The organism is Demequina mangrovi (genome assembly GCF_000759715.1).
Lineage (GTDB): Bacteria > Actinomycetota > Actinomycetes > Actinomycetales > Demequinaceae > Demequina > Demequina mangrovi.
In genome coordinates, this window is sequence record NZ_BBLU01000003.1 from 252,096 (window position 1) to 272,933 (window position 20,838).

Sequence of the window (20,838 nt, forward strand, 5' to 3'; positions counted from 1 at the left end):
TCAACGGGTCGGGCGGTACGCGACCCCGACTCCCGACGCGAAGGCGCCGAACGCCGTCGCGATGATCGCGGACACCCCGACCACCTTCTGCGGGTCGTCCATGAAGATCGCCGCGATGCCGCTCACGGAGTACGTGAGGAAGGACACCGCGAGCCCGACCACGTAGATGCGGGTCCGCGTGCGCGGCGACAGCGTGGGCGCCTCGGCGTGCGGAGGTGCAGGCGGCGCGGGCGCCGGAACCTCCTCCGTCGCGGGTGCCTCGGGCTCCGTCGTCTCCTCGTGGTCGGTCATCTCGCTCCCCCTCCCGACCTGGGTGATCACCAGCCTACGAGCGGCCGCCCCGCCGTGCCGGGCGGGATCAGCTCTCGCGTGCCGCCCGGACCTCGCGCATCGCGGCGGCCCACAGCTCGAGGTCGCCCAGCATGCCCTCGAGACCGTGGAGATGGTGCTCGTTCGGCGTGACCGTGTAGCCGTCGAAGTCGTCGCGGTTGTACAGCGTCACCTGGGGTCGCACATGCGCGATCCCCACGGCGCTGAGGACGTTCCGCAGATGCTCCGCGGAGCGCTGGCCCCCGCCGTTTCCGTAGGAGACGGTCGCGGCCGCCTTGTCGAGCCACTCCGCCCAGAGGTAGTCGACCGCGTTCTTCAGCGCCGCGGGCAGCCCGTGGTTGTACTCGGGGCACACGATCACGAAGGCGTCGTAGCGCGCGATCGTGGCGGCCCATTCCTGCGTGTGCGCGTGCTCGTACCGGCCGGTGCTGGCGGAGGCGGGCTCGTCGAGCAGCGGCAGGGGGTGGTCGCGCAGGTCGATGAGGTCGTACCGCGCGTCGCGCTCCCCCACCTGCCCCATCACCCACGCGGCCACGGACTCGCCGCGCCTGCGGGGCCTGGTGCTGCCGAGGATGACGCCGATGCGCAGGCCTGAGGTGTCCATGCGCGCATCGTCCCCCGGGCGTCGGCGAGCGTCAACGCCCGCCGACGGCCGTGGCTGGGGCGCTCGGGTGCGCGATAGTGTGTTCATCGTTGCAACGACGTCCCCGCCGTCGCGCTCGAGGAGGAGCCGTGTCCATGGTCAGTACCCGGGACGTCCGTCCGCGCGGGATCGCGGCGGCACGCTCCTCGCGCGCAGGGGCGTCGTCTGGCATGCTTCCGGCAACGATCCAGGCGGAGGAGGCCACGAGCGCATGAGCATCTCAGGTGCGCGAGGCACGGTGACGATGCACGATGTCGCCGCGCGGGCGGGCGTGTCCGTCAAGACCGTCTCGAACGTCGTCAACGACTACCCGCACATCCGCCCCGCGACGCGCGAGAAGGTCCAGCGCGCGATCGACGACCTCGGCTACAAGATGAACCTCTCGGCGCGCAGCCTCCGCCAGGGCCGCACGGGCATCATCGGCCTCGCGCTCCCCGAGCTGTCGCTGCCGTACTTCGCGGAGCTCGCCGACTCGGTGATCCGCGCGGCCGAGGCCCGCGGCGTGGTGGTGCTCATCGAGCAGACCGGCGCCGACCGTCAGCACGAGCTCGACGTCCTCACCTCGGACCGCCGCCAGCTCACCGACGGCCTCATCTTCTCGCCGCTCGAGCTGGGCCCCGACGACGCGGACGCGCTCAAGGTGGACTACCCGCTCGTCGTGCTCGGCGAGCGCATCTTCGGCGGCGACTGGGACCACGTCACCATGAACAACGTCGACGCGGCTCGTGCGGCGACGCAGCACCTCATCGACCAGGGTCGGCGCCGCATCGCGGTCATCGGCGCGCACGCCGGGGAGACGATGGGCTCGGCGGCGCTGCGCGTGCTCGGCTACCAGGCGGCCCTCGCGGCGAACGGCATCCCGCTCGACCCCGATCTCATCGTCGAGGGCGGCCTGTGGCACCGCGCCACCGGCGCCGAGTGCGTCGCGCACCTCGTCGACAGCGGCGTCGAGTTCGACGCGATCTTCGGCCTCAACGACGCGCTCGCGCTCGGCGCGCTTCACGCTCTCCACGCGCGCGACATCACCGTACCGAAGGACGTCGCGATGATCGGCTTCGACGACATCGAGGACGCCTCGTACACCTCGCCGACGCTGTCCTCGATCTCGCCTGGGCGCGAGGAGATCGCGCAGGAGGCGGTGGACCTGCTGCTCGCGCGCATCGCCGGCGGCGAGGACCCGTACCGCCGCGTGATCGCGGACTTCACCGTGATGCCGCGCGAGTCGTCCGGCGCCTGAGCCGCGCCCCTCGCGTCGGGCCGGCGAAGGCTCAGGCCTCGGCGTCCATCCTCGCGTCGATCTTGTCGAGCCACCGGTCGACGATGATGCCCGTGAGCAGCAGCGGGACCGAGAGGCCCATGAGCAGCAGGATCGGCAGCCACTTGAGGCCCACGATCACGAGCGCGACGGTGGTGACCGCGCAGCCGAGCGCGGTGAAGGGCGACAGCAGCGGCGCGACCGCGACGAAGCGCAGCGCGTGCCCGGGGCCGTCGGTGTAGCGCCGCAGCACGTGCGGGGCGTAGGCCAGGCTCGCGATCGCGTAGGCGCCGAGCGCCATCACGGCACCGGTCATGATCGCCGCCAGGGTGCCCTGACCGTTGGCGAGGAGCAGCAGCACCTCGTACCAGGTCACCGCGGCGACCAGCAGGAAGGGCGCGGTGACCGTCGCCGCGCGACGGAAGTCCTCCCGGTACGCGCGCCAGAAGTCGCTCCACAGCGCGTCCGACGGGTCGCCCTCGACGATGCGCTGCAGCAGGCGCGAGCCCGAGGCGATCGCGGGGCCCAGGCCCAGGAGCACGAGCCCCAGGGCCGTCCCCGCGATCATGAGCAGCTGGATGCCGACGAACTGCGCGACGACCCGCAGCCACACCATGACGCGGCCCGACCATCCGGGCACCTCGTCGATGTCCGCGGGCGAACCCTCCATCGGGGGGAGCTTCTTGCGCTGCTCCCGCTCGTCGCGCTTCCGATCGGCCATGACAGCCATCATCCCACCCGGGTGCCCACCACAACCGTGCCCTCGGGCCCACGTGCGGCGAAGGAGAGCGTGGCGCATGCACGCACCGCGTCCCACGCGGGGAAGACCACCGCGTCGACCGGGACGTCCCCGTCGCGGGTGAAGCGACCGGACCCGTGGGCCACGAGGCCCTCGAGCTCCGCCGCCCCCACGCGGACGCGCCGCGACGGCACGACCTCCTGGGTGGGGCCGCTGTAGTCGACGATCTCCCACTCGCCCGCGAGCTCCGCCGCGTCGGCGGGCCACGTCGACTCGTCATCGTTCTCGCGCGCACCCGCCCAGGTCTGGACGGACACGAGTGGCCATCCGCCCTGCGTCCACACGAGCCTGCGCACCTGGACCTCGTGCTCGCGCGGGGTCTCGGCGAAGCGGGTGTGGTGCACCAGCAGCTGGTGGCCCTCCTCGGTGAGCACCGAGGCGTGGCCCGGCGCGAGGACGCCCCGCTCCGCGCCCTCGAGCCGGTGGCTCGCGAGCACGGTGAGGCCTACGGCCTCCGGGTCGGCCTCGAGGTCGGTCATCTCGCGGCCCTCGTGGTCCACGTAGGGGCCGTAGAGGTCATCGGCGAGCGCGACGCGCACGTGATACGTGTTCACCAGCGAGTCGTACGAGACCACGAGCGCCCAGCCTCCGCCGGGGCGCGGGATCACGTAGGGGCCCTCGATGGCGGTGTCGACGGACGTCGGGCGCCGCGCGATGAGCGTCCCGAGGGACGATGCGGGCTCGCCAGGGCCGTGCGCGTCCAGCGCGAAGCCCGTGACCGGGTCCACCTCGAACACGTGCAGGCCGCCGAAGAACGAGCCGTAGACCAGGTGGTGACGGTCGCCGTCGATCACCAGCTGGGCGTCGATCGCGTTGTGCCCGTCGCGCTCGTGATCGGTCGCGACCACGATGCCGCGGTCCTCCCACGGGCCGCTCGGGTGCGGTGCGACCGCGAGGCCGATGGCCGAGGTGCGCGAGCCGAACGAGGACACCGAGTAGTACATGCGCCATTCGGTCCCGGCGGCGGTCTCGACGCGGACCACGTCGGGGGCCCACAGGCCCTCCGCGCCGGCGTGCTCGCGCGCGGGTCCGGGGACGCCGTCGAGCGCGCAGCCCACGAACTCCCAGCTCACCAGGTCCTCGGAGCGGCGGATCTGGGCGCCGGACGCCCGGAGCGGGCCGTCCGCATCGGCGTCGGTCGAGAACAGCCAGTAGACGCCGTCGTCGTCGCGGACGGCGGTCGGGTCGTGGGCGTTGCGTGCGCCCCACGTGGACGGTGCGGGCCGTGAAAGGCCCGCGGCCCCGGCGATGTCCGCCGGGGCCGCGTGCTCGTTGCTCATGTCAGGTCTTCGATCCGGTGAGGGCGATCGACTCGATGATCTGCCGCTGGAAGATCAGGAAGACGATGAGGATCGGGATCACGGAGATCACCGAGGCCGCCATGATGAGGGGGTAGTCGCGCTGCGTGGCGTACTGCACGTTCATGTTCGCGATGACCACCTGAAGGGTCTGCTTCTCAGGCGAGTTCAGGTAGATGATCGGCGCGAGGTAGTCGTTCCAGACCGCCATGAACCACAGGATGAACTGCGCGGCGATGGCCGGGCGGATCAGCGGGAGGATCATCGTCCAGAAGATCTTGAGGTACGAGGCGCCGTCGATCTTCGCGGCCTCGACCAGCGAGTCCGGCACGTTGTGCAGGTACTGGCGGAGGAAGAAGATCATGATGACGTTGCCGAGGATGACCGGCACGATCAGCGGGAGCAGGGTGTCGACCCAGCCGATCTTCGAGAACATCACGAACTGCGGGATCATCAGCGTCGGGAACGGCACCATCATGCCCGAGAGCAGCATGAGGAAGATGGCGTTCTTGCCCGGCAGGCGGAGCTTCGCGAGGGCGAAGGCCGCGAGCGAGGAGAACACGGTGCCGATCACGGTGACCGAGATGGCCACGATGAGCGAGTTCTTGATGCCGGAGAGCACGTACGTGTCGTCGAACACGCGGACGTAGGTGTCCCAGACGAAGGGGTCGGGGATCCACTCCGGCGGGAGGGAGTAGACGCCCTCCTTGGTCTTGAGCGAGGTCGAGACCATCCACACCAGCGGCGCGGCCATGACGATCGCACCGATCGACAGGATGAAGGTGAGGACCGCGTTGACCGCGGGGCTCTCCTGGGTCGCACCCGTCTTCTTGAACATGCCCTTGGTGGGGCGGGGCGCCTTGCGGCCGTGGTCGGGTTCGCCGGCGCCGGCGATCGCGCCGGAGGCGGCGCGCGCGGTGTTCGCGTTGAGGCTCATAGCTGTCTCCTTCGCCTCAGTCGATCGAGAAGTCGTTGGCACGGTTGATGCGGAACTGGATCACGGTCACGATGAGGACCAGGATTCCCAGCACCAGCGCCATCGCGGTGGCATAGCCCATCTGGAGGTTGCGGAACGCCTGGTTCCACACGTACCAGACCAGGGAGGCCGTGCTCCACGACGGTCCACCCGTCGGGGTCATGATGTTGATCTCGGTGAAGATCATGGAGCCCGCGATGATGTTGGTCACCACGAGGAAGAACGTGACGGGCTGGACCATCGGCCACGTGATCTTGGTGAACTTCTTCCAGCCGCTGGCGCCGTCGAGCGAGGCCGCCTCGTAGAGGGAGCGCGGCACGGCCTGCACGGCCGCCAGGTACAGCAGCGTGGAGTAGCCGAGGCCCTTCCATACGGCCATGATGATGAGCGCGGGCTTCGCGAAGGTCGGATCCTGGAGCCAGTTCGGGCCGTCGATGCCGACGAGCGAGAGCGCCTGGTTCACGAGACCGAAGTCACCGTTGTAGGCCCACTGCCACAGGATCGCGATCGCGGCGAGCGAGCTGATCACCGGGATGTAGTAGACCGTGCGGAAGAAGGTGCGACCGCGGATCTTGCGGCTCAGCGCGAGCGCGAGCGCGAGCGAGATCGCGAGTCCGATCGGGATGCCGATCATGTAGAAGACGGTGTTCCAGAGCGCCTTCCAGAAGTACGGGTCCTGCACCAGGCGGGTGTAGTTGTCCAGCCCGATGAAGGTCATGTTGCCGATGCCGTTCCAGTTGGTCATCGACGCGTAGATGGAGAAGCCCATCGGGAAGAGCAGGAACGCCACCCAACCGATCACCGGGGCTGCCATGAAGGCAGCGGCCCAGCCGTGCTCCTTGCGATGCAGGGCCGCACTGCGCTTGCGCGCGGCCTTCTGATCCGCCTTGGTCCAGGTGGAGGTCACCTGTTCCGTGTCGGTTGTCGTGGCCATGTCCTTGTCCTTCCTGCCGGGGTGAGGGGGCCGACGCCTGTGGGCGCCGGCCCCCCTTCCCTTGCTTACTGCTTAGCCCGTGACCTTCGCCTGGTCGGCGCTGATCCACGACTGGTCGAGCAGCTGCTGCATCTCGGTCTGCTTCGAGGCGACGAAGTCAGCGGCGGTCTGCGAGCCGTTGTCGACGACGTTCTCGATGCCGATCCAGAAGTTGTCGTACCACTCCGGGGTGTAGGTCCACACGCCGGGCAGCGGCTTGCCCTTCGACTCGGCGATCTCGAGGAACGCCTTGGTGTTGGCGGGCCAGCCGGCGGCGGGCGCGTCGGTCTCGATCCACTCGCCGGTGGCGTAGTCGATCAGGTTCGGGATCTGAACCTTGCCCTCGGCGAGCGTCTTCTGCGCGTCGAGGTCGGTCGACAGGTAGGTCGCGAGCTGGGCCGCGAGCTCCTTGTTCTTCGAGTTCTCCGACACCGCGATGCCGAGCGAGCCGAGCCAGGTCGACCAGTCGTCACCCTCGTTGGCGACGGGGTAGGGGATCACGTCGTAGCCGAACGTGTCGGGGTTCTCCTCGGCGACCGAGTTGTAGGTCGCGATGTCCCACGGGGCGACCGGGAAGAAGCCGATCTCGCCGGCCATCCAGCGCTGGTAGGTGTCGAGGCTCTGGGCCTGCTCGACCGAGGGGGTCACACCCTCGACGAGACCGAGGTCCGCGAACCACTGCAGCGCCTCGGCGAACTCCGGGGTGTCGACCGTGACGGTCTTCTGGTCCTCGGAGATCCAGTCCGCGCCGGCGCCCCAGACGAAGGCCTGCGAGTTCCACACGACGTTGAGGCCGGTGCCCCAGGTCTGGTAGTCGAGCTCGTCGTCCTGCGTGAGCTCCTTGCAGAGCGCCACGAACTCGTCGAACGTCATCGGCTCGTCGGCCGACGGCGCCTCGAGGCCGAGCTTCTCGAAGAGGACGGTGTTGTAGCCGAAGCCGAACGGGCCCACGTCCTTGGGAAGGCCGTAGAGGGCGTCGGCCGAGTTGCCGCGCTCGCCGGTCTCGGTGTTGAAGCGGTACGCGTCGGTACCGAAGTCCCAGATGTTGTCGATGACGTCCTGGCCGACGTAGTCGGTGAGGTCCGCGAGCACGCCCGCGTAGACGTAGCCCATCATCTTGCCGGGCTCGATGTAGAAGACGTCCGGGACCTTGTTACCGGCGATGGCCGCCTGCAGCTTGGTCGCGTACTGGTCAGCGTCGGTGATGATCATCGTCACCTCGGCGCCGGTCTCCTCCTCGAACTTGTCGATGGCGGTCTGGTACGCGGCCTTGTCGTAGTCGCTGCCGCGGAACATGAACGTGAGCTCGTTGGGAGCGTCGCCGCCCGCCGTGTCCGGCTCGGCGCTGCCCGAACCGTCGCTCGAGGAACCGCCGCTGCACGCCGCAAGGGTGAGCGCGCCCACCATGGTCGCGGTGATGGCGGCTGTCTTGAACTTACGCATCTTTGCCTGCCTCCCTGATCATCGTTGATGAGTGAGGTCCTGCCCGGATGCAACGATGCCCTGATGAGGCGTCCGTCGCATCCTGGTCGTCGTTGACCCCAGGCTCTGGAACCGACCCTGTGTCGGCGCCTTTACAACGATGGAACAATGACACGGGAAACGGGGGCTGGTCAAGTCGGTCAGGTCACGATTGCGAAACACCGGCCCATGTCGATCATCTATCAGGGACGATGGCCGGAAAAGGCCCTCTGTGACCACTCACACACCCCGATCTGGGCCCTTCGACACCGCCCCTCGGGACGGCGCCAGGGTACCCTCCGGAGGCACGCGGTGCCCCGATATGGGAGCGTTTGCGTTACAACGATGTAGAGAGGACGGGCTCATCATGAGGTCCTTGACGGCTTCCCCGGCCCCCTGCGACCCGCGCCCTGCCCGCATCGTCACCCCGACCGGCGACGCCCGCAGCGCCGCCGGCGCCGCCCCCGACCACCGTTGATCGGAAGGAATCCCATGCTCCACGCCAGCGTCTCCGTCGACCCCGCCTTCAGGGTGGGGCCCGTCCGCCGCCGCACGTTCGGCTCGTTCGTCGAGCACCTCGGCCGGTGCGTCTACACCGGCATCCACGACCCCGAGGCGCCCAGCGCGGACGAGGACGGCTTCCGCCGCGACGTCATCGACCTCACCCGCGAGCTCGGCATCTCGACCGTGCGCTACCCCGGCGGCAACTTCGTCTCGGGCTACCGCTGGGAGGACGGCATCGGCCCCGTGGCCGACCGTCCCCGCCGCCTCGACCTCGCGTGGCACTCGACCGAGCCGAACATCGTGGGCGTGGACGAGTTCATGAAGTGGTCGGCCAAGTCCGGCACCGAGCCGATGATGGCCGTCAACCTCGGCACGCGCGGCATCCAGGAGGCGCTCGACCTCCTCGAGTACTGCAACGTCCCCGGCGGCACGCACTGGTCCGACCTGCGCCGCGCCAACGGCGCCGAGGACCCGTACCGCATCCGCATGTGGTGCCTGGGCAACGAGATGGACGGCCCGTGGCAGGTGGGCGCGCGCACCGCGGACGAGTACGGCCGGCTGGCCGCGCGCACCGCGAGCGCGATGCGCATGGTCGACCCGGGCATCGAGCTGGTCGCGTGCGGCTCGTCGGCCTCGATGATGCCGACGTTCGGAGAGTGGGAGCGCACGGTGCTCGGCCACACGCACGAGCAGGTCGACTACATCTCGGCTCACGCCTACTACTTCGAGGAGGACGGCGACCTCGGCTCGTTCCTCGCCTCGAGCGTCGACATGGACCACTTCATCGAGTCGGTGGTCGCGGCGGCGGACCTCGTGCGTGCGCAGAAGAAGGAGAAGAAGCGCATCCACCTCAGCTTCGACGAGTGGAACGTCTGGTACCAGAAGCGCGCCGATTCCAAGCCCCCGACTGGCGACGACTGGCCCGTCGCACCGGTGCTGCTCGAGGACCGCTACAACGTGGCGGACGCCGTGGTGGTGGGCAGCCTCCTCATCTCGCTGCTGCGCCGCACCGACCGCGTGCACGCGGCCTCGCTCGCGCAGCTGGTCAACGTGATCGCGCCGATCATGACCGAGCCCGGCGGCCGCGCCTGGCGCCAGACCACGTTCCACCCGTTCGCTCAGGCCTCGAACCTCGCCCACGGCGACGTCCTCCGCCTCGCGATCGACGCGCCCGAGTACGAGACCGCGCGCTTCGGCGGGGTCCCGGTCATCGACGCCGTCGCGACGCGCGACCCCGAGTCCGGCGAGGTGGTGATCTTCGCGGTCAACCGCTCGACCACCGACGAGGTCGCGCTCGACGTCGACCTGCGCGCCGTGCCCGGTCTGCGCGTGCTGGGCGCCACGAGCCTGTCCAACCCCGACCACACGTGGTCCGCGACGGCCGACGACGACGCCTCGGTCGCCCCCGTGGCCAACACCACCGCGAGCGTCGCGGACGGGCGCGCGAGCGCGCTGCTGCCGCCCGTGTCGTGGAACGTCATCCGCCTGGGCCGCTGACCCGAGCCGACGCGACGAGGCCCGTGGTCCGGTGAGCTCACCGGACCACGGGCCTCGTCCTCGTTGCGGCTAGCGCCGGGCCTCAGGGATCCACACGCGCATCTCGCCGGGACCGCGGTTGGCCCAGCGCGCGTAGGGCACCGCGACCACGCTCGCATCGTCTCCGCCCTCGCCGCCACCGGCCGGCTCGTCCTCCACGTAGAGGTCGAGCGCATCGGCGTCGGCGATCACGCGGGCGTCGAAACGCAGCCCGACCGTGCCGAGCTCGGGCAGCGGCACCTCGACCGCCGCACGGATCGCGTCCGCCTCGACCCTGATCTCGTCGATCGACGCGTCACGGTCCCACGAGGCGGACTCGATGCAGTAGACCAACGGGCCGCGCATGATCGCGAGCGAGCCGCGGACGGCGTCGATGCGCGGATGGGGGCGCAGCGCGCGCACCGGCGCCTCGGAGCGGATCTCGAGCACCTCGCCTACCGCCCATCGCCGCGTCACGGTGACGTAGCCGTCCTCGGTGTCGACGTCGATCGGCTCGCCGTCGATCGCCGCCGCGAGCCCCTCGGCCCCGATCGGGACGCGCAGCCGGAGCCGCGCGCGTCCCGTCGCCGCGGTGACCCGCGCCGCCACGAGGCCGCCGTACGGCGCGTCGGTCTCGACGGCCACCTCCAGCCGCCAGGCGTCGCCGGAGGCCTCGAACTCCCCCGCGACAGGCATCTGGAGGGTGAGGCCCTCGGCGTCCTCGGTCGCGACGTACGAGCCGAGCGAGGCCGCGAAGCGGATGAGGTTGGGCGGACAGCACGCGCACGCGTACCAGGACAGCCGCTCCGACATCGCCGTCTCCTCGCCGCCGATGTGGCCGCGGCGGACCTGCAGCGGGTTCGAGTAGAAGAACTGCAGGCCGTCGAGCGACACCCCCGAGAGGATGCCGTTGCGGAGCACCCGCTCCATCTCGACGGCGAACTCCGCGCGACCCGTGACGAGCAGCAGGCGGTACGAGAGCATGAAGCTCGCGATCGCCGCGCAGGTCTCCGCGTACGCGCGGTCGGACGGGAGCTCGTACGGGTCCCCGAAGGACTCGTCCCGATGCCGCGAGCCCTGACCTCCCGTGACGTACGTCTTGCGCTCGATCGCGTCGCGCCAGACCGCCTCGACGGCGACGAGGAGGTCGAGGTCGCCGGTCTCCACCGCGACGTCGAGGGCACCGGTGGTGAGGTAGAGCTGACGTACCACGTGGCCCGCGGCGGCGGTCGCCTCCCGAACGGGCACGTGGTGCTGGTAGTAGATCGGGGAGAAGTGCTGGATGGGCATGTCGACCCGGCCGCGCCGCTCCACGAGGGTCGCGGCCAGCTCGAGGTAGCGGCGCTCGCCTGTCTCCCGGAACAGCTCGACCAGCGCCGTCTCGATGAGCGGATGCCCCGGGATCCCCTCGAGGCGGCCCGGCCCGAAGCGCTCGTCGATGTGGTCGGCCAGGCGGCGCGCGACGCCCATGAGGCGCTGCTCGCCGGTGGCGCGCGACCAGGCGACAGCCGCCTGGATGAGGTGGCCCGCGCAGTAGAGCTCGTGATGCCACGCGAGGTCCTGCCAGCGCTGCTCGGGGCGGTCCACCTGGATCCACGAGTCGAGGTAGCCGTCGGGATCCTGCGCGCGTTCGAGCAGATCGACCGCGGCGTCGACGAAGCCCGCGTGCGCATCGTCGCCGGTGCGCGCCGCCTCCCACGCGAGCGCCTCGAGCGCCTTGTACAGGTCGGAGTCCGCGAACGGCATCCCCACGTACGGCTGCGTCTCGCCGTCGGCGACCCGGCGCAGGTTGGGCAGCACGCCGCTGGCCTCGAGCTGCTCGAGCACGTGCGGCACGGTGACCGAGGCGCACCGCTCCTGCCAGGCCCCGAGCTCGTCGGTGGAGGCGAGGCGGGCACGCCCGGCCGGCACCGGGTGCTGGGCCGCGAGCGCGCGGTCGGTGGGGCGGACCGGACCGCTCGCGAGCGCGTGCGCACGGGAGGCGGGCGACGGGGTGGCCGTGGTCATGCGGGCGCTCCTTCGGAGGTGGAGGCGGAGGAGCGGGTGCTCGCGGCGTCCGCGTAGGTGACGCGCAGCACGCGGGCCGACGGCGTCCCGGCCGGGGCGCCGATGCCGAGCGTCCCCGCCTCGGCGTCCCAGGACAGCGTCCAAGGCTCGACGTCGACCTCGCCGTCCGGGTCCGGGAACAGCTGCTCCACGGAGTCGACCGGTCCGTCGAGCGGCACCTCGAGGCTCTCGGCGCCGTCGCGGTTCCACACGCACACCAGCGCCTGCCCGCGCTCCGCCGAGGCGCGGGTGCCCGCGCACACGACGCCGTCCTCCCATCGAGGCAGACCGAGCGGCCAGAAGGGGACGGAGACCTGCTGGTGCGCGATGACCTCGCGGTACGTCGCACAGGCCTCGCGCACCGCGGCCATGAGCGGCTCGGGGAGCCGGTCGAGATGACCCGCGAGGTACATGCGCCCCGACAGCCCGGTGACGAGCGTGAGCACGGCCTCCTCGACCGACATCCCCGCGTGCGGGTAGGCCCAGTTGCCCGCCTGCTCGGGCGGCATCGCCATGAGCGCGCCCGCCGCGATGGGCGGGTACAGGAGCGGGTCCTGCTGGTCCGAGGTCGAGTGGAGGTCGAAGCGGCGCAGGATCGCGGAGTCCTGGCGGTTCGCGCCGGAGGCGCAGGCCTCGATCACCGCATGCGGGTACCGGTCGCGCAGCGCGTCGAACCACGAGAGGAGGCTGCGCGAGTGGTCGAGGAGCGCCGCGCCGGGCGCCTCGTCGCCGGGACCGATCCCGGGGGTGACGTTGTAGTCCCACTTCACGTACTCGGCGCCCAGCTCCTCGATCAGCCGCGCGAACACCCGGTCGAGGTGCGCGCGCGCCGCCTCCGAGCGCAGGTCGAGGAAGTAGCGGTCATGAGCGACGATGCGCCTTCCGCCGCGGCGCATGAACGCCTCCTCGGGGAGCGTGTCCGCGAGCGGCGAGCGCACGCCCACCACCTCCGGCTCGACCCACAGCCCGGGCCGCATGCCCGCGTCGCGGATCCGCTGGAGCACCCCGCCGAGCCCGAGCGTCGGGAACCGCCGGGTCGACGGCAGCCACTCGCCCACGCTGGGCCACCAGTCGTGGCCGTCGTCGTACCAGCCGGCGTCGATGCAGAAGATGTCAGCCCCCGCCGCGGCGGCGCCCGCGATGAGCGGCAGCAGCTTCTCCTCGGTCGGGTCGCCCATGAGCGTGTTCATGTAGTCGTTGTAGATCAGAGCGTCGCGCGCCCCCGCGGGCTGCGGCCGATGCGCGGCGCGGCGGGCCTGCGTGAGCGCCGCGACCGCGCCCTCGAAGCCGGCGGGCGAGACCGCCACCGTGGCGGGCACGGTGGTGAGCTCCTCGCCCGGCGCGAGCGTGACGTTCCACGCATGGTGCTCGTCGCTGGGCCCCATGAGCGCGAGCGACAGCCAGTCGGCGGGGTCGCTCAGCGACGCGACCTCCCAGCGCCAGGGCCCGCTCACCTCGATCTCCCACGCGACCGCACCGCGCGGACCCTCGATGACCCCGCCCGGCTGGTACGCGCCGGTCGACCAGGTCGAGGTCCCCGTGCGCTCGACCACGCCGCGCGCGGGCTGGCGGTGGATCCCGGGGTTGATCCAGGGCAGACCCTCGGCGAGCGGCTCGCTCGACCAGCGGTTCTCCGCGTAGCTCTCGTGGCGCGCGGTCCACAGGCGCGCCTCGCGCGTCTCGCCGACCGCGCCCGTGAGCCCGCCCAGCGCCGCGGTGGCGACCGCGTCGACCACCACGGGCGCGTCGCCGTCGCACCTCAGCGTCGTGACGAAGCGGTACGCGGCCGCCTCGCCGGCGAGGACGATGCGTGTCTCGGCCACGAGCCCCGTGACCGGATCGCGCTGGACCACCACGGCGGAGCGGTCGTCGACGGTGTGCGACACGGGGCGGAGACGCTCGCCGACCACGGAGCGGCGCAGCCGCGCGCTCGAGAACGAGCGTCCGTGCCCGCGCAGCGCGACCTCGACCAGCGCCTGCTCGGCGCCGGGACCGTGGGCGATGCCCGCGGGGTCCGAGAGCGCGACCCGCGCCGGCGCATCGTCCGTCAGCCGGATCACCAGCGGTGCGGACGGATGCCCCCACGCGAGGTCGGGTGCGCTCATCGCCCGCGCCCGGCGAGGTTCACCGCGGCGCAGCCGTCGACCGCGTCCGCGCGGACGCCGGCGACCTCGAGCACCCACCCGGCGGGCAGGTCGGTCGCGGTCGCCCGTACCTCGTCGGGCCCGATCTCGACGGTGACGTCGACCTCCTGCGCGTCCTCTCCGAAGCCGGAGCGCAGCGTGACGGTGCGGGTGCACGGCTCCGCGGTCGGGTGCACCAGCAGGCGCAGGCCCTCGAGCAGCGATCCCTCGGTGTCCGTGCGTCCGTCCTGGAGCGCGAGCACCGCGCCCTCGCGCACCATCAGGGGAAGCGTGCGCGGCGTGTGGTGCTCGCGGACCCAGCGGCCGCCGTCGACCTCGTCGCCGGTGAGCAGGTTCCTCCACCGACCCTCGGGCAGGTAGTAGTCGACACGGCCGTCCGCGCGCAGCACCGGAGCGATCATGAGGTCGGGGCCGAGCATGTACTGACGGTCGAGGTGGAGCACGCCCGGGTCGTCCGGGAACTCGAGGACCGGGTGCCGCATCATCGGCACGCCGCGCGCCACGGTGTCCTCGGCCACGGTCGCGAGCGTGGGCAGCAGGCTGAGCTTGAGGCGCGTGAAGTCGCGCAGCACCTCGACCGCCTCCTCGTCGAAGGCCCACGGCACCCGCACCGACGAGGATCCGTGGAGCCGCGAGTGGCTCGACAGGAGCCCGAAGGCCACCCACCGCTTGTAGAGGTCGGGGTCCGGCGTGCCCTCGAAGCCGCCGATGTCGTGCGCCCAGTAGCCGAAGCCGGAGCTCGCGAGGGAGAGGCCGCCGCGCAGCGTCTCCGCCATCGCGTCGTACGTCGACTCGCAGTCGCCGCCCCAGTGCGCGGGGAAGCTCTGGCCGCCGGCGGTCGCCGAGCGCGCGAAGAGCACGGCCTCGCCGTGGCCGCGCTTGCGCTCGAGCAGCTCGAACACCGTGCGGTTGTAGAGGTACGTGTAGTAGTTGTGCATCCGCATGGGGTCGGAGCCGTCGTGGTAGACCACGTCGGTGGGCACGGACTCGCCGAAGTCGGTCTTGAAGCAGTCGACGCCCTGGTCGAGCAGCCGCTCGAGGTAGGCGGTGTACCAGGCGCGGGCCTCAGGGTTGGTGAAGTCGACGAGCCCCATGCCGGACTGCCAGAAGTCGGTCTGGTAGACGCCGCCGTCGGGCAGGCGCAGGAGGTAGCCGTTCTCCATCCCCTCGGCGAACAGCGGTGACCGCGCGCCGATGTACGGGTTGATCCACACGCAGACCTTGACGCCGTCGGCGTGGTGGTCGCTGAGCCGGGCCTCGGGGTGCGGGAAGTGGCGCGTGTCCCACTCGAAGTCGCACCACTGGAACTCGCGCATCCAGAAGCAGTCGTAGTGGAAGACCGACAGGGGGATGTCGCGCTCCGCCATGCCGTCGATGAAGCCCGCGACGGTCTCCTCGTCGTAGTCGGTGAGGAAGCTCGTGGTGAGCCACAGGCCGTAGGACCATGCGGGCACGCGCGGCGGACGCCCGGTGAGCGCGGTGTAGCGGGTGAGCACCTCCTTGGGCGTGGGGCCGAGGATGACGTAGTAGGTGAGCCGCTCGCCCCGGGTGGAGAACTGCATCCGCCCGACCTTCTCCGAGCCCACCTCGAACGAGACGTCCTCGGGGTGGGCCACGAAGACCCCGTAGCCCTCGTTGGTCCACCAGAACGGCACGTTCTTGTAGGAGCGGTCGGACGAGGTACCCGAATCGTCGTTCCACATGTCGACCGCCTGGCCGTTCTTGGCGACGGGGCCGAAGCGCTCCCCCAGCCCGTAGACGGTCTCGCCGATCCCGAGCGAGAGCTGCTGGTGCATGTACGCGGCGCCGTCCGGGCCGGTGAGCCGCCCGACCGCCTTGAAGCCCGAGCGCGTGAGCTCGCGGCCGTCGGCGGTGCGGAAGGCGAACTCCGCGCTGGCGCGGTCGAAGACCATCTCGAGACCGCCGGAGCGCAGCAGCGGCGCGTCGCCGGCGGCGTCGACCGAGACGCGGGTCGCGCCCGGCTCGCTCACCTCGAAGTCGGGGCCGCGACGACGCGCGCCGGTGAAGTGCTCGACCGTCACGGCGATCACGTCGTCCATCGGCGCGCGGACCGTGAAGGTGAACTCAGGGTTCGAGAGCGTGAGGCCACGGTGCTCGACGCGCATGCTCGGCGCATGCACCACGAGGGAGCGACCGTCCTCGCGGACGCGCGCCTCGTGGATCTCGCGCGGGTGCAGGGCCGTGAAGCCGTCGCGGACCCGCCAGTAACCCTCGGTGAACTTCATGGGTGCTTGCGCCTTCCTCGCTGGGTGGCGGCGCGCTGCGGGAGGCGGCGCCGCCGGTCCGGATTCTTCCTGCAACGTTGCAAGAAGGTGGTCCGGACGGTCGGTGTGTGAAGTTGTGGGGTGCGCGCGTGACGGGTCCGGCGCGCGCGGGCCTCGGGAACCAGTCCGGACCCTCCTACGCCGCAATTCACGCAAGCGGGACAAAGCATCGCCGTCCGCGTGCGACGTCTGGAGAGGTCCTCGACGACCCCTTGCGCTGCACAGTATCCGCCATCGGATAACGATGCAAAGCCCACCGTGTCGGAGGGTCGATCGCCCTCTCCCGCGCGCACTAGACTCGGCAGCGAGACGGTCGCCGCCGCGATGAAGCCGGCGACGGTGAGAGGGGAACCATGCCGGAACAGCGACGCCCCGCGACGTTGCGCGACGTGGCGCAGTTCGCAGGCGTGTCCGTGCGCACCGTGTCGAACGTGGTCAACGACCAGCCGTACGTCAAGGACGCCACACGCCGTGCGGTCAAGGACGCCATCGCGGTGCTCGGCTACCGGCCGAACCTCATCGCGCGGAACCTGCGCGTCGGCTCCACGCATACGCTCGCGCTGGTGCTGCCCCGGCTGTCGCAGCCGTACTTCGCGGAGCTCGCCGACGACCTGCTCGCCGCGGCGCGCGCCCGGGGTTACGCGGTCCTCATCGAGCCGACGGACGAGCACGACTCGCGCGCGCCCGAGGACGTCTTCGCGCAGCTCGCGATGATCACCGACGGCATCTTCGTGGACCCGACCCACCTGTCGGGCCACCTCGATCTCACGCGGCTCTCGGCTCCCGTGGTCGCGCTCACCTCGCACAGCTTCGGCTACGGCGAGGCCGTCGACCGCGTCGCGATGGACGATGTCGGCGGCGCACGGCTCGCGACGGCGCATCTGCTCGACGGCGGCCGGACGCGGATCGCAGCCGTCGGGCTGCCCCCCACCGGGACGTCCGAGGCCGGGGCCACCGGGAGGCTGCGCCTCGCCGGCTACCTCGAGGCCCACGCCGCGGCCGGGATCGACGTGAGCCCGCGGCTCATGCTCTCCGCGGAGGAGTGGACCCCCGAGGAGGGCTACCGCGTGATGGAGAGGACCCTCGAGGCCGGCACCCCGGTCGACGCCGTCTTCGCGTTCAACGACTTCATGGCGATGGGAGTGCTCCACGCCGTCCAGGCCCACGGCCTGAGGGTGCCCGAGGACATCGCGGTGGTGGGCTTCGACGACATCGGCCTGAGCCAGCACACGTCCCCGCCGCTCAGCACGGTGTCGCCCGGACGCCGACGCATCGTCGAAGCGGGCCTCGACATGCTCCTGGGACGCATCGACGGCAGCCGGTCCGGCGACGCCGAGGCCGCGGTGGTCGAGGCCGAGCTCATGGTGCGCGGCTCGTCCGCTCCGCCCGCCGACCCCACTCCGCCCGCCGAGCCCGCCGCGTAGGCGGGGGCCGGCGGACGGCGCGAGCGGCCTCAGCCCTCGACCGCGAGCTCGAGCCATGCCGCGGCCCGGGCCGGCAGGGTGAACCGCAGCGGCGCGCCCTCCTCGACCGCGAGCACCTCCCAGCGTGCGGGCTCGGTCACGGCCGGCGTCGCGCGCAGGCCGGGCGCGGAGGCGAAGAGCTCGGCGCTGCGGACGGTGAATCCGCCGGGCACCTCGACCACGTCCTCGCCCTGCGCCCGGTAGCTCGCGACCAGCAACGACACGTCGCCCGACGGCATGAGCAGCGCCGTCGCGCGCAGGTACGGCACGCTCTCCTCCACCCGGCCCAGATCCGCCGGGGCGTCGATGCGGAACGTCGGCCCGCTCGCCTCGACCGGCAGCGGCCGGGCGCCCGCGAGCGCACGCATGCGCGCGACCATCGAGAAGACGGGGTCCGGGTAGACCACGCCCCCGCCCTTCTTGATGGCGCCGCCGTGGAGGAAGCCGTTGGGGCTGGCCATCTCGATCCGGTCGCCGAAGCCCGTGAGGCCGCCGAGGAAGGCGACGGCCCAGACCGCGCCGTCGACGTTCTCGATGGATGCCGCGCCGGGGCTCGCGCCGATGGGACCCCACTCGGTGACGCTCAGGCGGATCGCCTCCCGGCCGGGAGGCGTGCCCGCATCGAGCTCCGCGAGCAGCTCGGGCAGCTGCGACTCGAGCGCGGTCTCGCACCACGCCATGAGCGCCTGATGGATCGCGTCGGGCTCGACGCCCTCGAAGAAGCGGTCGTTGATGGGGATGCCATGGATCGAGACCACGTCGAGGTGCTCGACCCCTTGACGGAGCAGCTCTCCATGCCACCGTCCGTCGTTCGACACGTCCACCAGCCCGTCGCGGGGCGGGGCGAGGTCGAACCAGTTGCCGGCCGCATGCAGCATCAGCGGGATGGGGCTGGCCGCCCGCATCGCCTCGGCGAACAGCGCGAACCGCCGGCCGTTCTCCTCGGGCCCGACGAAGCCTCCCTGCCACGACCCGTAGGTCTCGTTGCCGATCTCCCACCGGTCGACCCCGTACGGCTCCGGGTGACCGTGCGCCGCCCGGAGGCGACCCATCGGCGTCTCCGCCGAGCCGTTGCAGTACTCGACCCAGGCCGCGGCCTCCTCCGCCGTCCCGGTGCCCATGTTGACCGTGATGTGCGGCCGGGCGCCGATGGTGCGGCAGAACGCGACGTACTCGTCGGTGCCGATGTGATGGGTCTCGATCCCGCCCCATGCGTAGTTGGGGCGCGAGGGACGCAGCGACTGCGGCCCGACGCCGTCGCGCCAGTGGTAGTACGAGACAGCGTTGCCGCCTGGCCACCGCAGCTCCGGGATCCGGGCCCCCTGCGCGATCGCCACCACCTCGGGATCGAGGCCGTCGGCGTGATCCGAGGGAAGCACGCTGATCCGGTCGAGCGTGAGCCCGTCGCCGTCGAAGAGCAGCGCGAGCTCGACGGGCTCCGTGGGCGCCACCGCCGCGGCGATGTCGAGCGTCGCGACGTGCTCGGCCCAGCGGTCGTCCATGATCTCGACGGCGGCCTCGGCGAGCAGCTCGCCCGCGACCCCCGCCTTGGAGCTCCAGCGGCGGCGCAGCTCGAGCCGCAGAGGGCCCGCATCGTTGACCGTCCTCGCCCACACGGCGATCTCGAGGCGCGACGTCCGGTGCGTGGGCACGAAGATCACCTGCCGCAGCCCGCCCGCGCGGATCCGCACGCCGTCGCCCACGCGGCCGACGCACGGCGCGACCGTGCCGATCGCGCTCCACGCGAGCGGGACCCCGTGGGCGGCCTCGTCGTGGAACAGCTGCGTCGAGACCCCGCTCGCGATGGGCGCGGACATCCACCGGCCGGCGGGCTCCTCGCCCCTCCAGACGGCCTCGGTCCACGCGCCGTTCGCGAGCAGCTCGTCGATCTGCCACCGCTGAAGGTGGTGCTGCTGGACGAAGGTGGGGTTGACCACGAGCTCGGCGCTGAGCCCGCCGATGGTCGCGTAGCTCATGTGCTCGAAGAACTGGCTGAACAGCTCGGCGCGCACCGGCGCGCCGGGGCGTTCGAGCCCGAGTCGCAGCTCGGTCATCGTGCCACCCCGTTGAGCTCCTTGAGCACGGCGATCTCCTCGGCGTCGTACGGGGTGAAGTCGTCGTGGAAGATGTCGTGCATCCACAGCCGCGTGTCGACGGCCTCGATCCCCTTGATGAAGTCCCACGCCTCGTGGAGCTGGCACTTGCCGTTGACGAAGCCGAAGAAGTAGCTGCCGATCTCCTCGCGCTTCCACAGCGGCAGATGCGTCGCGATGGTGCTGCCGTACGGACGATGCATCCACTCGGTGTTGAACAGCGGCCGGTCGAACTGCCGGAGCGTCGCGATGAGCTGACGCGCGTGGAGGTAGTCGCCGTAGTAGTGGAAGGACACCACGTCGGAGAGCTCGACCGCGCGGAGCTCGGGCCCCGGGATGGTGACGGGATCGTTCATCCACGAGAACGGCGAGGTGGCGCCCCCGCCCCACACCTCGGCGGTGAGCGGCTGCTCGACGTCGGCGGCGCGGAGCCACTCGAACGTCTTCTCCATCATGGGCACCGACAGGTCGCCGCGCGAGGAGTTGCCCACCTCGTTCCACACGTTCCACAGGAGGACGCGATCGTCCTCGCCGTAGCGCCGCGCGAGCGACGTGACGTACTCCTCGAACAGCGGCTCGAGGTCGGGCTCGTCGGTGATGACGTAGCCGACGGTGCTGCCGGTCTGGACGTCGTCGGTGAACGCACCCTCGGCGGAGCCGCCGAAGTGCCCCGGGACGGGCTCGGGCTGCGGGCCGAGCGGGGCCTCGCGCCAGCGCTCCTTGGGCACCGAGCAGTCGTTGAAGATGACCGGCATCATCGTCATGCCGTGCACCTCCAGCAGGTCGAGGAGCTGGTCGAGGTGAGCGAAGAACGCGTCCCTCTCGTAGCGCCACACCTCGAACGGGAGGTAGAAGCGGATGCTGGTGAGGCCCAGGGACGCGGCGAGCGCGATCTCGCGCGCCGCGTCCCTGTACGCCGCCTCATGGTCGTGGGACTGCAGCAGCCACAGCGGGCCGTCGATGGCCCCGCTCGGGATGAAGTTGAATCCCGAGATCCAGGGCCTGTCCTCGTACCAGCGGCGCGCCTCGTCGGGAGTCCATCGAGGTCGCACG

The 20,838-nt window shown here is 71.2% G+C and carries 15 protein-coding genes; 3 read left to right on the plus strand and 12 right to left on the minus strand.

What is annotated here, in order from left to right; translation table 11 throughout:
* Both TR42_RS04490 and TR42_RS04495 read right to left on the minus strand, forming a co-directional pair.
* Positions 1 to 291, minus strand: a complete 291-nt coding sequence (locus tag TR42_RS04490) for a hypothetical protein (protein WP_143058897.1) — start codon at positions 289 to 291, stop codon at positions 1 to 3.
* A gap of 67 nt (positions 292 to 358) precedes the next feature.
* Complete coding sequence (locus TR42_RS04495) at positions 359 to 934, minus strand: NADPH-dependent FMN reductase (protein WP_042213393.1); 576 nt, start codon at positions 932 to 934, stop codon at positions 359 to 361.
* A gap of 250 nt (positions 935 to 1,184) precedes the next feature.
* On the opposite strand from TR42_RS04495, the gene TR42_RS04500 reads away from it, so the two are divergent.
* On the plus strand, positions 1,185 to 2,210 hold the full coding sequence (locus TR42_RS04500) for a LacI family DNA-binding transcriptional regulator (protein WP_042213395.1): 1,026 nt from the start codon (positions 1,185 to 1,187) through the stop codon (positions 2,208 to 2,210).
* 31 nt (positions 2,211 to 2,241) lie between these two features.
* On the opposite strand, the gene TR42_RS04505 is transcribed toward TR42_RS04500, so the two are convergent.
* The 5 genes from TR42_RS04505 to TR42_RS04525 form a co-directional block, all read right to left on the minus strand.
* Positions 2,242 to 2,949 carry a YesL family protein gene (locus TR42_RS04505; protein WP_042213397.1) on the minus strand — a complete coding sequence of 236 codons (708 nt, stop codon included), beginning with the start codon at positions 2,947 to 2,949 and terminating at the stop codon, positions 2,242 to 2,244.
* 8 nt (positions 2,950 to 2,957) lie between these two features.
* Positions 2,958 to 4,307 carry an arabinan endo-1,5-alpha-L-arabinosidase gene (locus tag TR42_RS04510; protein WP_081953168.1) on the minus strand — a complete coding sequence of 450 codons (1,350 nt, stop codon included), beginning with the start codon at positions 4,305 to 4,307 and terminating at the stop codon, positions 2,958 to 2,960.
* A gap of 1 nt (position 4,308) precedes the next feature.
* Positions 4,309 to 5,262, minus strand: a complete 954-nt coding sequence (locus TR42_RS04515; protein WP_342341826.1) for a carbohydrate ABC transporter permease — start codon at positions 5,260 to 5,262, stop codon at positions 4,309 to 4,311.
* 16 nt (positions 5,263 to 5,278) lie between these two features.
* The gene (locus TR42_RS04520) at positions 5,279 to 6,235 is read right to left on the minus strand and encodes a carbohydrate ABC transporter permease (protein ID WP_081953169.1); all 957 of its coding nucleotides are present in this window, start codon (positions 6,233 to 6,235) and stop codon (positions 5,279 to 5,281) included.
* 72 nt (positions 6,236 to 6,307) lie between these two features.
* Entirely contained in the window at positions 6,308 to 7,717 is a 1,410-nt protein-coding gene (locus TR42_RS04525) for an ABC transporter substrate-binding protein (protein ID WP_042213400.1), read from the minus strand.
* Between the two features lie 510 nt (positions 7,718 to 8,227).
* Here TR42_RS04525 and arfA point away from each other — a divergent pair.
* On the plus strand, positions 8,228 to 9,736 hold the full coding sequence (gene arfA / locus TR42_RS04530; protein ID WP_042213401.1) for an arabinosylfuranosidase ArfA: 1,509 nt from the start codon (positions 8,228 to 8,230) through the stop codon (positions 9,734 to 9,736).
* A 69-nt stretch (positions 9,737 to 9,805) separates the two neighbouring features.
* On the opposite strand, the gene TR42_RS04535 is transcribed toward arfA, so the two are convergent.
* From TR42_RS04535 to yicI, 3 genes are read right to left on the minus strand one after another with little or no spacing between them, the layout of a single operon-like run.
* On the minus strand, positions 9,806 to 11,761 hold the full coding sequence (locus tag TR42_RS04535) for a glycoside hydrolase family 127 protein (protein ID WP_042213402.1): 1,956 nt from the start codon (positions 11,759 to 11,761) through the stop codon (positions 9,806 to 9,808).
* Positions 11,758 to 13,905 carry a glycoside hydrolase family 36 protein gene (locus TR42_RS04540; RefSeq protein ID WP_042213404.1) on the minus strand — a complete coding sequence of 716 codons (2,148 nt, stop codon included), beginning with the start codon at positions 13,903 to 13,905 and terminating at the stop codon, positions 11,758 to 11,760. The genes TR42_RS04535 and TR42_RS04540 overlap by 4 nt, the downstream gene beginning before the upstream one ends.
* Positions 13,902 to 16,190, minus strand: coding sequence for an alpha-xylosidase (yicI, locus tag TR42_RS04545; protein ID WP_042213406.1), 2,289 nt, complete (start codon positions 16,188 to 16,190; stop codon positions 13,902 to 13,904). The genes TR42_RS04540 and yicI overlap by 4 nt, the downstream gene beginning before the upstream one ends.
* A 428-nt stretch (positions 16,191 to 16,618) precedes the next feature.
* Here yicI and TR42_RS04550 point away from each other — a divergent pair, with 428 nt between their 5' ends.
* Positions 16,619 to 17,653, plus strand: coding sequence for a LacI family DNA-binding transcriptional regulator (locus tag TR42_RS04550; protein WP_052405584.1), 1,035 nt, complete (start codon positions 16,619 to 16,621; stop codon positions 17,651 to 17,653).
* 29 nt (positions 17,654 to 17,682) lie between these two features.
* Here TR42_RS04550 and TR42_RS14135 read toward each other — a convergent pair whose 3' ends face one another.
* Both TR42_RS14135 and TR42_RS04560 read right to left on the minus strand, forming a co-directional pair.
* Complete coding sequence (locus TR42_RS14135) at positions 17,683 to 19,746, minus strand: alpha-L-arabinofuranosidase family protein (RefSeq protein ID WP_052405585.1); 2,064 nt, start codon at positions 19,744 to 19,746, stop codon at positions 17,683 to 17,685.
* Positions 19,743 to 20,837 (minus strand): cellulase family glycosylhydrolase, encoded by a 1,095-nt coding sequence (locus tag TR42_RS04560; protein ID WP_042213409.1) that lies wholly within the window; start codon positions 20,835 to 20,837, stop codon positions 19,743 to 19,745. Before TR42_RS04560 ends, TR42_RS14135 begins: the two co-directional genes overlap by 4 nt.
* Position 20,838: the final 1 nt, after the last annotated feature.

Coding starts and splice junctions, on each gene's coding strand:
- TR42_RS04490 (WP_143058897.1), bottom strand. CDS start 291: ATGACCGACCACGAGGAGACGACGGAGCCCGAGGCACCCGCGACGGAG.
- TR42_RS04495 (WP_042213393.1), bottom strand. CDS start 934: ATGGACACCTCAGGCCTGCGCATCGGCGTCATCCTCGGCAGCACCAGG.
- TR42_RS04500 (WP_042213395.1), top strand. CDS start 1,185: ATGAGCATCTCAGGTGCGCGAGGCACGGTGACGATGCACGATGTCGCC.
- TR42_RS04505 (WP_042213397.1), bottom strand. CDS start 2,949: ATGGCCGATCGGAAGCGCGACGAGCGGGAGCAGCGCAAGAAGCTCCCC.
- TR42_RS04510 (WP_081953168.1), bottom strand. CDS start 4,307: ATGAGCAACGAGCACGCGGCCCCGGCGGACATCGCCGGGGCCGCGGGC.
- TR42_RS04515 (WP_342341826.1), bottom strand. CDS start 5,262: ATGAGCCTCAACGCGAACACCGCGCGCGCCGCCTCCGGCGCGATCGCC.
- TR42_RS04520 (WP_081953169.1), bottom strand. CDS start 6,235: ATGGCCACGACAACCGACACGGAACAGGTGACCTCCACCTGGACCAAG.
- TR42_RS04525 (WP_042213400.1), bottom strand. CDS start 7,717: ATGCGTAAGTTCAAGACAGCCGCCATCACCGCGACCATGGTGGGCGCG.
- arfA (WP_042213401.1), top strand. CDS start 8,228: ATGCTCCACGCCAGCGTCTCCGTCGACCCCGCCTTCAGGGTGGGGCCC.
- TR42_RS04535 (WP_042213402.1), bottom strand. CDS start 11,761: ATGACCACGGCCACCCCGTCGCCCGCCTCCCGTGCGCACGCGCTCGCG.
- TR42_RS04540 (WP_042213404.1), bottom strand. CDS start 13,905: ATGAGCGCACCCGACCTCGCGTGGGGGCATCCGTCCGCACCGCTGGTG.
- yicI (WP_042213406.1), bottom strand. CDS start 16,190: ATGAAGTTCACCGAGGGTTACTGGCGGGTCCGCGACGGCTTCACGGCC.
- TR42_RS14135 (WP_052405585.1), bottom strand. CDS start 19,746: ATGACCGAGCTGCGACTCGGGCTCGAACGCCCCGGCGCGCCGGTGCGC.